The organism is Kitasatospora sp. NPDC051984 (assembly GCF_044593455.1).
GTDB lineage: Bacteria > Actinomycetota > Actinomycetes > Streptomycetales > Streptomycetaceae > Kitasatospora.
This window is the reverse complement of sequence record NZ_JBIUCB010000001.1, coordinates 728,136-742,000: the sequence shown is the minus strand read 5'-3', so window position 1 is coordinate 742,000 and position 13,865 is coordinate 728,136. Positions and strand designations below refer to the sequence as shown.

General features: G+C 73.6%; 11 protein-coding genes and 1 pseudogene. 8 read left to right on the top strand and 4 right to left on the bottom strand.

What is annotated here, in order from left to right; translation table 11 throughout:
* Window positions 1-2,280, top strand: a pseudogene (locus ACIHEI_RS03390) (hypothetical protein); the annotation flags it as partial.
* A 108-nt stretch (window positions 2,281-2,388) separates the two neighbouring features.
* Window positions 2,389-3,318, top strand: a complete 930-nt coding sequence (locus ACIHEI_RS03385) for a cellulose-binding protein (protein ID WP_387637230.1) — start codon at window positions 2,389-2,391, stop codon at window positions 3,316-3,318.
* A gap of 79 nt (window positions 3,319-3,397) precedes the next feature.
* On the opposite strand, the gene ACIHEI_RS03380 is transcribed toward ACIHEI_RS03385, so the two are convergent.
* Window positions 3,398-4,201: an alpha/beta fold hydrolase gene (locus ACIHEI_RS03380; protein ID WP_387866258.1), complete on the bottom strand. Its 804-nt coding sequence runs from the start codon at window positions 4,199-4,201 to the stop codon at window positions 3,398-3,400.
* Between the two features lie 95 nt (window positions 4,202-4,296).
* Here ACIHEI_RS03380 and ACIHEI_RS03375 point away from each other — a divergent pair, with 95 nt between their 5' ends.
* Both ACIHEI_RS03375 and ACIHEI_RS03370 read left to right on the top strand, forming a co-directional pair.
* Entirely contained in the window at window positions 4,297-5,292 is a 996-nt protein-coding gene (locus ACIHEI_RS03375) for an ABC transporter ATP-binding protein (RefSeq protein ID WP_396605411.1), read from the top strand.
* A 1-nt stretch (window position 5,293) separates the two neighbouring features.
* Window positions 5,294-6,061, top strand: coding sequence for an ABC transporter permease (locus ACIHEI_RS03370; protein ID WP_392950735.1), 768 nt, complete (start codon window positions 5,294-5,296; stop codon window positions 6,059-6,061).
* A 7-nt stretch (window positions 6,062-6,068) separates the two neighbouring features.
* Here ACIHEI_RS03370 and ACIHEI_RS03365 read toward each other — a convergent pair whose 3' ends face one another.
* Complete coding sequence (locus tag ACIHEI_RS03365) at window positions 6,069-6,383, bottom strand: ATP/GTP-binding protein (RefSeq protein ID WP_392950733.1); 315 nt, start codon at window positions 6,381-6,383, stop codon at window positions 6,069-6,071.
* Window positions 6,384-6,791: 408 nt separating this feature from the next.
* Here ACIHEI_RS03365 and ACIHEI_RS03360 point away from each other — a divergent pair, with 408 nt between their 5' ends.
* Window positions 6,792-7,916, top strand: a complete 1,125-nt coding sequence (locus ACIHEI_RS03360) for an LLM class flavin-dependent oxidoreductase (protein ID WP_387638838.1) — start codon at window positions 6,792-6,794, stop codon at window positions 7,914-7,916.
* 66 nt (window positions 7,917-7,982) lie between these two features.
* Here the strand turns inward: ACIHEI_RS03360 and ACIHEI_RS03355 are convergent, their stop codons facing one another.
* Window positions 7,983-8,375: an SCO5389 family protein gene (locus ACIHEI_RS03355; protein WP_387865438.1), complete on the bottom strand. Its 393-nt coding sequence runs from the start codon at window positions 8,373-8,375 to the stop codon at window positions 7,983-7,985.
* A 535-nt stretch (window positions 8,376-8,910) separates the two neighbouring features.
* Here ACIHEI_RS03355 and nucS point away from each other — a divergent pair.
* From nucS to ACIHEI_RS03340, 3 genes are all read left to right on the top strand, one after another.
* Window positions 8,911-9,570 carry an endonuclease NucS gene (gene nucS, locus ACIHEI_RS03350; protein WP_387637246.1) on the top strand — a complete coding sequence of 220 codons (660 nt, stop codon included), beginning with the start codon at window positions 8,911-8,913 and terminating at the stop codon, window positions 9,568-9,570.
* 81 nt (window positions 9,571-9,651) lie between these two features.
* The gene (locus ACIHEI_RS03345; protein WP_396605410.1) at window positions 9,652-10,299 is read left to right on the top strand and encodes a hypothetical protein; all 648 of its coding nucleotides are present in this window, start codon (window positions 9,652-9,654) and stop codon (window positions 10,297-10,299) included.
* A 13-nt stretch (window positions 10,300-10,312) separates the two neighbouring features.
* Window positions 10,313-11,503 (top strand): nucleotidyl transferase AbiEii/AbiGii toxin family protein, encoded by a 1,191-nt coding sequence (locus ACIHEI_RS03340; RefSeq protein WP_396605409.1) that lies wholly within the window; start codon window positions 10,313-10,315, stop codon window positions 11,501-11,503.
* Here the strand turns inward: ACIHEI_RS03340 and ACIHEI_RS03335 are convergent.
* On the bottom strand, window positions 11,500-13,566 hold the full coding sequence (locus ACIHEI_RS03335) for an ATP-binding protein (RefSeq protein ID WP_396605408.1): 2,067 nt from the start codon (window positions 13,564-13,566) through the stop codon (window positions 11,500-11,502). The two genes, ACIHEI_RS03340 and ACIHEI_RS03335, sit on opposite strands and share 4 nt — an antisense overlap.
* Window positions 13,567-13,865: the final 299 nt, after the last annotated feature.

The following is a 13,865-nucleotide window of genomic DNA, read 5'->3' as shown; positions in this document are numbered from 1 at the left end:
CGCGAACTGCGCGCCACCACCGACCGCGAGACCGCCGAACTCCGCGCCGACGCCGAACAGGACGCCGCCCAGCTCCGCGCCGTCGCCGAACGCGAGGTGGCCGAGCTCCGGGCCGTGGCGGACCGCGAGACCACCGAACTCCGCGAAGCCGCAACCACGTTCGACCAGGAACTGCGCGAGAGCGCCGCCACCTACGACCGCGAACTGCGCGCCACCACCGACCGCGAGACCGCCGAACTCCGCGCCGACGCCGAACAGGACGCCGCCCAGCTCCGCGCCGTCGCCGAACGCGAGACCGCCGAACTCCGGGCGAGTGCCGAACGCGCCGCCGAGGAGCTGCGGGCGCAGGCCGAGGCGCAGGCCGCCGAGCTGGTCGCGCAGGCCGAGCAGGAGGCCGCCGAGGTCCGGCAGTCGGTGGCGGGCATGCACGAGGCCGCGACCAAGCAGATCACCGAGAAGCGGGCCGCCGCCGAGCAGGAGGTGGCCGAGCTCCGCGCCGTCGCCGAACGCGAGACCGCCGAGCTGCGCGCCCTCACCGACCTCGAGACCACCGAGCTCCGCGAGACCGCCGCGCGCGACGCGGCCGAGCTCCGTGCCGTCGCGGAGCAGGAGACGGCCGAGCTGCGCGCAACCGCCGACCGCGAGGTGGCCGAACTCCGCGCCACCGCCGAACGCGAGACCACCGAACTCCGCGAAGCCGCAACCGCGTTCGACCAGGAGCTGCGCGAGAGCGCCGCCGCCTACGACCGCGAACTGCGCGCCGCCGCCGAGCGGGACGTCGCCGAACTCCGCGCCGCCGCCGAGCAGGAGGTCGCCGAACTCCGTGCCGTCGCCGAGCGCGAGACCGCCGAGCTGCGCGCCCTCACCGACCTCGAGACCACCGAGCTCCGCGAGGCCACCGCGCAGAAGATCGCCGAGCTGCGCGCCACCACGGACCGCGAGATCGCCGAACTGAGCACCTCGGCGGCCGAGTTCGCCGAGCAGCAGCGGGCCGCCGCGGAGGCCGCGGCCCAGCGCACCCTCGCCGAGGCGGACGAGCTGGCGGCCGCGGCCCTGATGGACGCCGAGGAGCGGGCGACGGCGACGCGCACGGAGGCCGAGGAGTACGCGCTGGCGACCCGCACCCTGGCGGAGGAGTTCGACGCGGACATCCGGGCCCGCGCGGAGGCCTTCGACGCGGAGCTGCGCAAGTCCGCGGAGTCGTACGACAAGTCGACCCGCGATCAGGCCAGGTCGGTGCTGAAGAAGGCGTTCACGGACGCCGAGCAGCTCGCCGAGCAGGCCCAGGCGGAGGCGCTGGCGGCGGCCGCGGCGGCCGAGAAGCAGGCCGACGCGCTGGTCACGGCGGCCCGCAAGGAGGCCGAGCGGCTGGTCGCGACCGCCGAGGCGCAGGGCCGGGCCGAGGTCGAGAAGGCCCGTTCGGACGCGGACGCGATGCTGAAGGAGGCCCGCCGGGACTCCACCGCGATCCGGAACCGGGCGGAGGAGCTGCGCGAGCGCACCGATTCCGAGATCGAGGCGCTGCACGAGCGGGCCCGCAAGGAGAACGCGCAGGCGATGAAGTCCGCCGGCGAGCGGGTGGACGCGCTGGTGACGGCGGCCCAGGAGCAGCTGACCGAGGCCGAGGAGCAGGCGCAGGCCCAGGTCGCGGAGGCCGAGGAGCGGGCGGCGGAGCTGATCGCCGCGGCCGAGACGCGGGCGTCCGACCTGACGTCGGAGGCGTCGGCGGAGGCCGGCCGGGTGCGGATCTCGGCGGTGCGCAAGGCCGAGGGTCTGCTGAAGGAGGCGGAGAACAAGCTCGCCGACTCCACCACCCGGGCCGAGGCGCTGATCATCAAGGCCGAGGCCAAGCTGAAGGCCGCCGAGATGGAGTCCGAGGAGAAGCTGGAGGCGGCTGCCGACGCGGCCGCGTCCCGGCTCAAGCGCGCCGACGACGAGTCGGAGAAGCGGCTCCGGCGGGCCGGCTCGGATGCCGAGGAGCAGCTGCGGCTGGCCGCCGAGGAGGCGGAGCGGCTGCTCGCCGAGGCAAAGGCCGAGGCGAAGCGCGTGACCGACGAGGGCCAGCGGGAGTTGGACGAGTTGGTGCGCCGCCGGAAGGACATCAACACCGAGATCTCTCGGGTCCAGGACGTGCTGTCGGCGTTGGAGGCGTTCGAGGCGCCCGCGCCGGTGGTCCACAGCAACGGGGGCAACAAGAAGGACGGAGGACCCAAGGCCGGTGCCGGGGTGGGCTCTCCGCGATCGGGAGGCAATCGCTCCGGGGGCGCGCCACCCGATTGAGCGGACATTGTCCGCGAACCAACGGCGTTTCGTCGTTGACACTCCGGTACCGTGTCAGGATTCCCTCAACCATCTCAGCGGTTTGACGACAGGAAGCCCAGAAATCCCATGAGCGACAGTCACTCCCCGCACGGCTTCGACCTGGTACGCCGTGGGTACGAGCGCGCCCAGGTCGACGAGCGGATCGCCAAGCTGGTGGCCGACCGAGACAGCGCGCTTTCCCGGATCAGCGCGCTGGAGAAGCGCATCGAGGAACTCCACCTGGAGACCCAGACCGCGCAGGCCGCGGTCACCGAGGCGGAGCCCTCCTACGCCGGTCTCGGCGCCCGCGTCGAGAAGATCCTCCGTCTCGCCGAGGAGGAGGCGAAGGACCTGCGCGACGAGGCGCACCGCGCCGCCGAGCAGCACCGGGAGCTGGCCGAGGCCGCGGCTCAGCAGGTCCGCACCGAGGCCGAGAACTACGCCAAGGACCGCAAGGCCAAGGCGGAGGACGAGGGCCTGCGCATCGTCGACAAGGCGAAGTCGGACGCGGCGCAGCTGCGCGCCGAGGCCAACAAGGACGCGCAGAACAAGCGCGAGGAGGCGGACGCCCTCTTCGAGGAGACCCGCACCAAGGCCGCGCAGGCCGCCCTGGAGTTCGAGACCAACCTGGCCAAGCGCCGGGAGCAGTCCGAGCGCGACCTGGCGGCCCGTCAGGCCAAGGCGGAGAAGCGCCTCGCCGAGATCGAGCACCGCGCCGAGCAGCTCCGCCTGGAGGCGGAGAAGCTGCGCACCGACGCCGAGCGCCGTTCCCGTCAGACCATCGAGACGGCGCAGCGCCAGGCCGAGGACATCGTGGCCGACGCCAACGCGAAGGCCGACCGGGTCCGCAGCGAGTCGGAGCGCGAGCTGGCGGCGCTCACCAACCGCCGCGACTCGATCAACGCGCAGCTGACCAACGTCCGCGAGATGCTGGCCACCCTGACCGGTGCCGCGGTCGCCGCGGCCACGATGCCGAACGACGACTCGCTGGGCGTTCCGGCGCAGCAGTCGCGCTGACGGCGGCCCCGCGAGGGGCAGCCCGCTGAGAACCGTAAGGAAGGGCCCGGAGCTTACCGCTCCGGGCCCTTTCGGCGTGTCAGGAGCCGTGCAGCTTGAGGCGCTTGAGGAAGGAGCGGACGGCGGCGTTGAAGGTCTCGGGGGCCTCCAGCGAGGACAGGTGGCCGACCGCCGGAATGACCGTCAGTTCGGCGTCGTGCAGGGCGTCCGCCATCATCCGGGCCTCGGCGAGCGGGGTGACGGTGTCGAGTTCGCCGACGATGACGGCGGCGGGCACCTCCAGCGCGGCCAGCACCTCCAGCGAGTCGGGGCGGGCGGCCATCGCGCGCTGCGCCCAGGCGATCGCGGCCGGGTCGGCCTCGGCGATCATCTGCCGGACGGCGTCGGTGAGTTCGGGGTCGGTGCCGGGGGCGAGCAGGTTCTCCGCGGTGTTCTCCTCGTTCAGCAGGTCGACGCTGCCGCGTTCGAGGACGGTGGTGGCGATGCGTTCGCGGTTGGCGCGGGCGGCGTCGGTGTCGGGGGTGGCCTTGGTGTCGGCGAGGATCAGGCCGGCCAGCCGTTCGGGGTGGCGGCGGGCGAAGGCCATCGCCACGTAGCCGCCCATGGACAGGCCGCCGAGCACGGCCTGTTCGATGCCGAGTTCGTCCAGCAGGTGCGCCAGGTCGTCGGCGGCGGTGTCCAGCGACGGCGGTTCCTCGCCGAGCGGGGCGGTGCCGAAGCCGCGCTGGTCCGGTGCGACCACCCACGCATCGTCCCCGGCGGGGCCGGGTACGCGCTCCAGTTGTCCTTCCCACATGCGCGCGGAGAGCGGGAAGGCGTGCAGTAGGACGAGCGGGGTGCCGGTGCCGTTCGCGCGAACGACCGGCGCGCTGGGGGAGGTCATGGCTCCACCGTAGGCCCCGGGCGCCGCGCCCCGGACGACGATCGCCCGATTAATCCACTTCTGTCCTACCCTGGCCCCAGACCAAGGAGTGGCACATGATCGAGTTGCACCACCTGACGAAGCGTTATGGCGACAAGTTGGCCGTGGACGATCTGAGCTTCCGGATCCCGGAGGGCGTGGTCACCGGATTCCTCGGCCCGAACGGCGCCGGCAAGTCCACCACGATGCGGATGATCCTCGACCTGGACCGGCCCACCGCCGGCGAAGTCACCATCGACGGCCGCAGTTACGCCTCCGTCCAGGACCCGCTGCGCGAGATCGGCGCGCTGCTGGAGGCGAAGGGCGCGCACCCCGGGCGGACCGCCTACAACCACCTGCTGTGGATGGCGCAGTCGAACCGGATCCCGCGCGAACGCGTGGACCAGGTGCTCGAACTGGTCGGCCTGACCGCCGTCGCGAAGAAGCGCGCCCGGGGGTTCTCGCTGGGCATGGGCCAGCGCCTGGGCATCGCCTCGGCACTGCTCGGCGACCCGAAGATCCTGATGTTCGACGAACCGGTGAACGGGCTCGACCCCGAGGGCATCGTGTGGATCCGCCGGCTGATGAAGTCGCTGGCCGCCGAGGGCCGCACGGTGTTCGTCTCCTCGCACCTGATGAGCGAGATGGCGCTGACCGCCGACCACCTGGTGGTGATCGGCCGCGGCCGGCTGCTGGCGGACCTGCCGATGGCCGAGTTCATCAAGCGGAACTCGCGCTCCTCGGTACGGCTGCGCACCCCGCAGCCGGAGCAGCTGCTGGACGCGCTGCGCGGCGCCGGCCTGACCGCCGAGCCGGGCCCGGACGGGGCCTGGGAGGTGGTCGACGGAGACCCGGTGTTCCTCGGCGACCTGGCCGCCGCGCACGGCGTCACGCTGCACGAGCTGAGCCCCCAACAGGCCTCGCTGGAGGAGGCGTTCATGCAGATGACCGCGGACTCCGTGGAGTACCGCACCGACGTCCCCGAGGCCGGCACCACCCCGCCCCCGCCGCAGCAACAGCAGCCCGTGTGGGGCGCCGGCTGGGATGCCCGCCGGGCCGGAAAGGAGAGTTGAGATGGCCGCGTTCCCCGCCGTCCTGCAGTCCGAGTGGACCAAGGTCCGCACCATCCGCTCCACCGTGTGGACGCTGGTCGCCACGTTCCTGGTGGTGGTCGTGATGGGCTTCGTGATCTCGCTGCTCACCCGACTGAACTTCGTCCAGTTCACCGAGCACAACCGGAACCCGTTCGACCCGACGACCACCTCGCTCGCCGGGATCACGCTCGGCGCGCTGGCGATCGTGGTGTTCGGCGTGCTGGCGGTCGGCAACGAGTACGCCAGCGGCATGATCCGGGTGTCGCTGGCGGCCGTCCCGCAGCGCGGCCCCCTGATGGGGGCGAAGACGGCGGTGCTCGGCGTCCTCGCGCTGCTGGTCTCGCTGGCGACGGTGTTCGCCGCCTTCTTCCTCGGCCAGGCGGCGCTCGGCCAGTACAACACCGATCTCGGCCAACCCGACGTGCTGCGGGCGGTGTTCGGCGCGGCCTGCTACCTGACGCTGCTGTGCCTGTTCTCGATCGGCGTCACCATGATGCTGCGCAACCAGGTGCTGTCGCTGGGCATCCTGGTCCCGTTCCTGCTGCTGGTCTCGCCGATCCTGTCGATCGTCCCCAAGGTGGAGAACGTGGCCCGCTACTTCCCGGACCGCGCGGGCTCGGCGGCCTTCCAGGTCCACCAGACCTCTGACCACCCGTACGGCCCGTGGACGGGCCTGGCGATCTGCGCGGCCTGGGCGGCGGCCGCCCTGCTCGGCGGCTACCTGGTGCTGAAGCGGCGCGACGCCTGACCCGCCGTCAGTACCTCGGAGCGCCGCGGCCCCGCAGCAGGTTGGAGCCGCGGCGCTCCCGCGCTCCCCAGCACGCCCGGTGCCAGTGCCGCCGGTCGTCCACCCCACTGCCGTGATCCGGCCACGCCACCACATGCCCGACGCCCGGCGGAATCTCCTGATCGCACCCCGGGCACCGGTAGAACCGCCCCGCCGTCCCGGCCACGGTCTGCACGATCCAGTCCTCGCCCCGGTACGACTCCACCCGCCGCAGCCCACCGCCCATCGGCGCGGCGCTCTCGCCGCCCTCGGGCTTCTGGATCCGATTGCGTCGCGGTGACACGTGACTACCCCTCGTTCCGGCGCGTTGTCCTCCAAGGGTACGGGCCACCGCGCCAGCAGTGGGCGGACAGGCTCCCATCCGCTGTCCCCCAGGGTCTCGGCGGCCACACCGGCCCCACTCGCGCCACTAGCATGGATCCCCGTCCGGCTTCAGCGATTCGACGGTAATCCACCCTTCCCTTGGACAAATTGAGGGTTCGGCGTGCCATTGGCACATGACATGGGTTACTCACGAGGTGACACGGCGGGGCCCGCGAACCCTGCGCGCACCGAGGAGGCACACCGCATGACGAAGACCACCGCCCGCCGCCACTCCCGATCCGCCGAGCAGCAGCGGCGGACCGGCCGAGGGGTGGCACCGGCCGCGCAGCCGGCCCCGGAGCCCTCGCGGGGCGCCGATACGGACGCGATCCGGGTCGGCGCGTTCCTGCTGTCCGCACAGTTCCCGGGGCAGAGCCACGGCGAGGCGCTGGACCGGACCGTCTCGGCGGCACTGGCCGCGGAACGGGTGGGCCTGGACGCGGTGTGGCTGGCCGAGCACCATTTCGTGCCGTACGGGGTCTGCCCGGACGCTGCGACGCTCGCGGCGATGCTGCTGGGCCGCACCCGGCGGATCGGGGTGGGCACCGCCGTCAGCGTGCTGAGCACCAAGCACCCGGTGGCGCTGGGCGAGCAGGCGGCGCTGCTGCACCTGACGTCCGGCGGCCGGTTCACGCTGGGCGTGGGCCGGGGCGGGCCGTGGATCGACCTGGCGGTGTTCGGCGGCGGCCTGGAGGCGTACGAGCAGGGCTACCCGGAGCGGCTGGACCTGTTGCTGCGCTGGCTGCGCGGGGCCCGGGTGGGCGGTTCGGGGCCGCAGTTCGACTTCCCGGAGGTGGCGGTGGTGCCGCGGGCCGCCGAGCCGGCCCGGCGGTCGGACCTGACGGGCTGGCTGGGCCTGGACGGGGCCGCCACCACCACCGCGGTGATTCCGCGGCAGCGCCAGGAGCCCGCGCAGCAGGCGCAGTCGGGGCCGCCGGTGGTGATGGCGTGCACCTCGCCGGCGGGGGTGCGGACGGCCGCCGAGCGGGGTCTGCCGATGCTGCTGGGCATGCACTCGGGCGACGAGGACAAGCGGGACATGCTGGCCGCCTACCGGGCGGCCTGGCGGGCCGCGGGGCGCGGCGAGGAGGGCCTGTCCCGGGTGGAGCGGGAGCACGTCGCGGCGGGCGTGGTGCAGGTCGACGACCGGGCGGGCGCGGCCCGGGCCAGCCTGCTGCGGGCGATGCCGGACTTCTTCGCGTACGGGCTGGGCGCGCACCGCACGGTGGACGGCCGGGAGCGCTCGATGCGCGACCCTCGGGCGTACACCGAGCTGCTGTGCGACCTGCACGCGGTGGGCACGCCCCGGCAGTGCGCGGACCGGCTGCGGGCGACGGCGGAGAGCACCGGGATCCGGCGTTTCGCGCTGCTCGCCGAGGGCTCCGGGGACACCGCGGCGACGCTGCACAACCTGGACCGGATCGGCGACGAGGTGCTGCCGCAGCTGCGCTGAGACCGCACCCGCGGGCCGCCCCGTCCGATGGGGACCGGGGCGACCCGCGCTCGGGCGTGTCGGGGCTCAGCAGTCGCGCAACTCCGGCGACTGGTTGAGCAGTTGGGCGCGGACCGAGGTGAAGCGGGCGAGCCGCTCGTCGGTGTCGGGGCCGGGGGCGAAGACCGCGACCCGGTGGCAGTTCTGGAAGGCCAGCTGGACGCCGAAGTGGCGCTGCAGGGCTCCGCGGATGGCATCGCTGGCCAGCGCCCGGAGCAGCTGTCCGCGCTCCTGCTCGCTCGGCGGGGGGACCTCGTTGTCGGCGAAGTCGGTTCCGTCGACCTTGAGTTGGGCCACCAGCGAGCTGATCATGTCCCAGGCGTAGGGCAGCGAGGTGCGGACACAGTCGACGAACTCCCGCTCGTCGACCTCGCCTCGTTCGGCCTTCTCCAACAGGGCCGGTGAGACGTCGAGCGACATGGGTTCTCCTCTCACGGTCCGCCCCGGCGGATTCGACGGGGCGGTCGTACCGGTGTGCTGAGGGTGCATTGGACGGACGTGCGGTGAACCGCGCGCGATGTTCGAATACCGACGGCGCGGCGGGCTGGGGGTGACGCCGCGTACGTCGAGGTCCTGGCCAGGGGTTCAACCAGCGTGTCAGTCCTTCCCGGACCCGGCTGGAGAATCCGGGGATTGCCGCCCGAATCGCCGTGCCGAGGCCGAGATTGGCCGGAATCAGTTGTGCACCGACCCTCTGTGCCGAGCTGGCACGGCTCACCGCCGGTGGCCGTGCGGTCACCATGTTTCGCCCCTCCCGCCCGGCCCACACCCACTGTGCGGACACTCGCTTCAAACGGCCCCCGAGGGCCCCTCCGGACAGCCGCCTGTCTCAGGAATCACGCCCCCTCGACCCACTGCACGCCGGCGCACCTCCCCCACCGCACGCCCTCTCCCCGCGCCCCTCCAAAATCGAACAGGGACGGGGGCACTCCCGGCGGGCCGTAGGCTTGTCCCCATGCGTCTTGTAATCGCCAAGTGCACCGTGGACTACGCGGGCCGCCTCGCTGCACATCTGCCCTCCGCCGTGCGCCTGGTGATCGTGAAGGCCGACGGGAGCGTCAGCATCCACGCCGACGACCGGGCCTACAAGCCGCTGAACTGGATGTCCCCGCCGTGTTCCCTGAAGGAGACCGAGGGGGTGTGGACGGTCACCAACAAGGCCGGCGAGAAGCTGATCATCACGCTGGAGGACGTCCACCACGACTCCAGCCACGAGCTCGGCGTCGACCCCGGCCTGGTGAAGGACGGCGTCGAGGCCCACCTGCAGGAACTGCTCGCCGACCGGATGGAGGTCCTCGGCACCGGCTGGCAGCTGATCCGCCGCGAGTACCCCACCGCGATCGGTCCCGTCGACATCCTCTGCCGCGACTCCGACGGCGCCACCGTCGCCGTCGAGATCAAGCGCCGCGGCGAGATCGACGGCGTCGAGCAGCTCACCCGCTACCTCGACCTGCTCAACCGCGACCCGCTGCTGGCCCCGGTCAAGGGCATCTTCGCCGCCCAGGAGATCAAGCCGCAGGCCCGCGTCCTCGCCACCGACCGCGGCATCGGCTGCGTCGTCCTCGACTACGACGAGCTGCGCGGCATCGACGACGACAAGCTCAAGCTGTTCTGACCCCGGCGGCCCCGGCGACCCCGCCGGGCCCCGGCGGACCCCGGCGGGCCGCCCTCCGCGCCCGCCTGCCAAGATCGCCGCATGCCCGTGCGAAGCGCTGAACCGGTCGGCCGGTACGAGACCCATCTCACGCTGGCCCCGGCCGAGGCCGAGGCGCTCGCCGACTGGGCGGCCGCGAACGGCCTGGAGTTCACCCACATCCTGCTGGCCCGCGGCCGACACCCCTCGCAGCCGATGCTGTCCTGGCAGAGCGACGGCACCCTGGCCGCCCAGCACCACCGCGCCGCCGCCGAAGCGGCCCGGCTGCGGGCCGCCGGGTTCACCCCGGTCCGGGTGAAGATCGAGGCCGCCCCCTGGACCCCGGGCGTCCCCGACACCGACGCGGAAGCCGAACAGGCCGACCCCGCCCGCTACTTCGAGCACCACGTGAAGGTCCGACTGGCCCCGGACGTCCCCCGCGACGCCCTGGCCCGGGCCGCCGACGGCCACCACGCCCACGTCTCCTGGAACGCCCGTCGCACCGAACCCGACGGCCACAGCCAGTACTTCGTCACCCAGCGCTGCCACCGCCTCGGCCTGACCACCGCCGGCCGGCACCTCGACCGCCTCACCGCCGCCCTGACCGCCGCCGGCTTCCCGCCGCTGAAGGTCACCCGCGAGTACGTGGTCCACGACTCGGCGCTCGCGCTGGACTCCGGCTGGCTCGACGACGCCCCGACCACCGCCTGACCGAGGAGGCCCCGTGTCCGACCCCCGCATGCTGCCGCAGGCCCGTGACAACTGGCCCCGCACATTCCTGCCGATCGACGACCCTCGGGCCACCCAGGCCGAGATCTACGACCCGGCCCTGATCCAGTTCGCCAACGCCTACCGCGCCGGCGACCCGCAGTTCACCGACCCGGCCCTCTCCGCCGCCTGGTACGCGGCCCGCCGCACCGCGATGGACACCGTCCTGGCCGCCGTCGCCGCCTCCGGCCGGTCCGACCACCTGGTGCTGCGCGGCTCGGTGGTGCTGAAGGCCTGGTTCGGCGACGCCGCCCGCGAGCCCGGCGACCTCGACTTCGTCATCACCCCCGCCGACTGGATGCTCGACGACCCGCGCACCGAGGACCTGTTCGACGACCTCACCCGCACCGTCGCCGCCTCGACCGGCCCGGTCCGCTTCCTGCCCGAGCGGACCGTCAGCGAGGACATCTGGACGTACGAACGGGCCCCCGGCCGCCGCCTGCTGTTCAGCTGGGAGACCGACGGCCTGCCCGGCGGCACCGTCCAGCTCGACTTCGTCTTCAACGAGGAGCTGCCCGTCCCCGCCGAGCCCCTGGAGGTCGCCCCCGGCACGGTGCTGAACGTCGCCGGACGGGAGCTCTCGCTCGCCTGGAAACTCCTCTGGCTCGCCACCGACAGCGACCCGCAGGGCAAGGACCTGTACGACGCGGCCCTGCTGGCCGGTTCCACCCGCCTGCGCTACCAGGTACTGCGGGACGTCTTCGCGACCGACCTGGCGTACTACGCCGAGCACCCGATCGGCCTGGACGACGTGCTCACCGAGACCGACTGGCCGAACTTCGCCACCGAGTACCCGCGGCTGGCCGGCGAGGAGTCCGACCACACCCGACGCCTGGCCGACGCCCTCGCCCCGACCTTCGCCGAAGTCCCCGCCGCCGAGCTCGCCGCCTGGTGGCGCGAGGGCTGGCTCGTGCCCCTGCGCCGCCTGCACGCCGAACAGGGCCTCGCCGCCACCCAGGCCTGGCTGGCCGACCGCCGGGCGACGCTCCCGCTCGCCTACCGCCTCACCGCCGAGGCCCTCGGCGCGGCCGCCCCCGAACACCTCGGCGCGGCCATGCTCGGCTGCCCGACCTGGGCCGGGCACGCCGGATCGGCGGCTCGCGGCAACCTGGACCCGGAAACTGTCGAGGCTTGGCTCCGGGGCTAGCCCACCGCGCTGTTCGACGGGGACGGGCTGTCCGACGGCGAGGCGCTGGACGAGGTACTGGGCGACGGGGAGGACGACTGGGTGGACGACTTGGTGGGCTGCGGGGACGAACTCGTCGGCGGGGACGACGACTTGGTGGTGCTCGTCGTGGCGCTCGGCTTCGTACTGCTCGCGCTGCCGCTCGGCCGGTGACTGCTGGAGGGGCTGCCGCTCGCCGACTCCGACGGGCTGTCGGACGGCGTCGCGCTGTCGCTCGCCGACGGCCGCGGGCTGGTGCTGGGCCGGGGGCTGGTGGTGGCGCCCGGGTCCGGGACGATGTCGTCCGCGGAGTTGCCGGGCTGCTTGCCGGCCGGGCTGTCCTCGCTGCTGACGGCGACGCCGATCGCGGTGCCGAGCACGCCGAGCGCCATCACGGCGGCACTCGCGGCCAGAACGGTCTTCCGGGCCCCGGCGGGTGCCCGCTTGCGCAGCCGGGCCGGCACCTGGGCGATCGCGCGGATGGTGCGCCGGCCGCGGTCCGACGGGGTGTCGCCGGTGCCGGCGGTGATCGCCGCGGTCTCCTCCAGCCGGATCAGGTCGAGCATCCGCCGCCCGACCGCCCCACCGCGCTGGTCGCCGCCGGCGACGACGCGCAGCGCGAGCGCGGCCTCCAGTTCGGCGACGGCCCGCTGCGAGTTGCCGACGCACAGCGCGTACACGCCCAACTCGTGGTGGAACCAGCCCTGTTCGGCGTCCGCCCCGAGCATCCGGGCGGCCTCCAGGCCGAGTTGCAGGGCCCGCTCCCAGGCGCCCCAGCGCAGCGACAGGGCGAGCGCGGGCGCGGCGGCCCGGGCCAGCCGCAGCACCTGCTCGGGGCGGTCGGCGTCCCGTTCGGCCGCCAGTACCGCGAGGATCACCTCGGCCTCGGCGGCGACCTGGCGGGTCGTCACCGAGGCGTGCCCGACCCACCAGGACAGGTGTTCGGCCGCGCCGTGCGCGACGCCGCCGGGGGCGAACGGGGCGGGCTGCCCGTGCGCGTCGCCCTCGAGTTCGGGCAGCAGCGCGGCGAGCACGCCTTCGGTGAGCCGGTGGTGTCCGCCCACCGACACCGCCAGGCCGTTGTCCACCAGTTCCTGCAGCGCGCTCTCGCCGAGACCGACGTCGATCAGCGCGGGCAGGTGCGGCGCGGTCGGGCACTCCCCGTTCAGCGCCAGCGCCAGCCGCAGCACCCGCCGGGCCGGTTCGCTCAGGCCCTGCACCAGCAGCCGGGCCGGCGCGGCACTCTCACCGACCGACGGCAACGGCACCCCGGCCCGCAGCTCGGCCTCCAACTCGGCCGGATCGCTGGGGAGTTCGTACTCCTTCACGAAGCCGAAGACGCTCCGCCGGTCCTCCTGCGCGGCGACCAGCGCGTCCACCGCGACGTCCCGCTGCCGCACCAGCGCCGCCGCCCGGACGAACCGCAGCGGCAGGCCCTCCGACTCGAACCACAGGTCCACCGCCCAGGCCCGCTCGGCCTCGTCCAGCTGACGGCCCGCCAGTCGCGCCGCGAGCGTCAGACACGCCGACCGGGACAGGCCCGCCACCAGGTGGTCCCGCAAGCGCGAACCGGGCGGCGACGGCGGCGCGTCCGGCGCCGTACTGACCAGGAACGCGCACTCGGGGGCCAGCGCCAGCAGCTCCTCCAACTCCTCGCCGGACGGTTCCAGATCGTCGATCACCACCACCGCGGCGACCCCGGCCAGCAGTTCGACCAACTGCTCCCGGTCCGGACGGAAGTCCGGCGCCTGATGCGTCGTCGCGAACAGGTCCTGCAACAGATCGGCGGACGTCCTGCGGTAGCCGCTCAGCCGCACCACGCCGTCCGGCGCCAACTCCCCCGCCGCCTCGGCGACCGCCGCCAGCAACGCGGAACGGCCCGAGCCGGACTGCCCGACCAGCCGCACCGAACGCCCCTCCCGGAGCTGCCCGATCACGGCCTCGATGTCACCGTCACGGTCCAGCAGCGGCAGATCCCCCGGCCCGGCCCCCAACGCGAGCGGCCCCACCGCCGGACTCGGCCCCAACTCCGGCCGCGCCTGCACCAACCCGCGTATGCGCCGCGGCTGCGGCAACCACTCGTCCGGACAGCGCCGCGCCTCCGACCCCTCCGGCCCCCCGACCACCACCAGCCGCTCACCGCTGACCAGTTCCCCACCCCGCGGGCGTACCCCGTCCCCCCGGAATTCCCCGCTCGGCTGACCCACGTCGTTGCTCCCCGCCACTCGGACACCTGACCGGAGACTGTCCCACATGACCGAACCGGGTCAACACACCGGGTAGCGATGGGAAACCAGGGGCGCTGGGGGTACCCCCGGGCGAAGCCGAGGGGGTGGAACCGCGC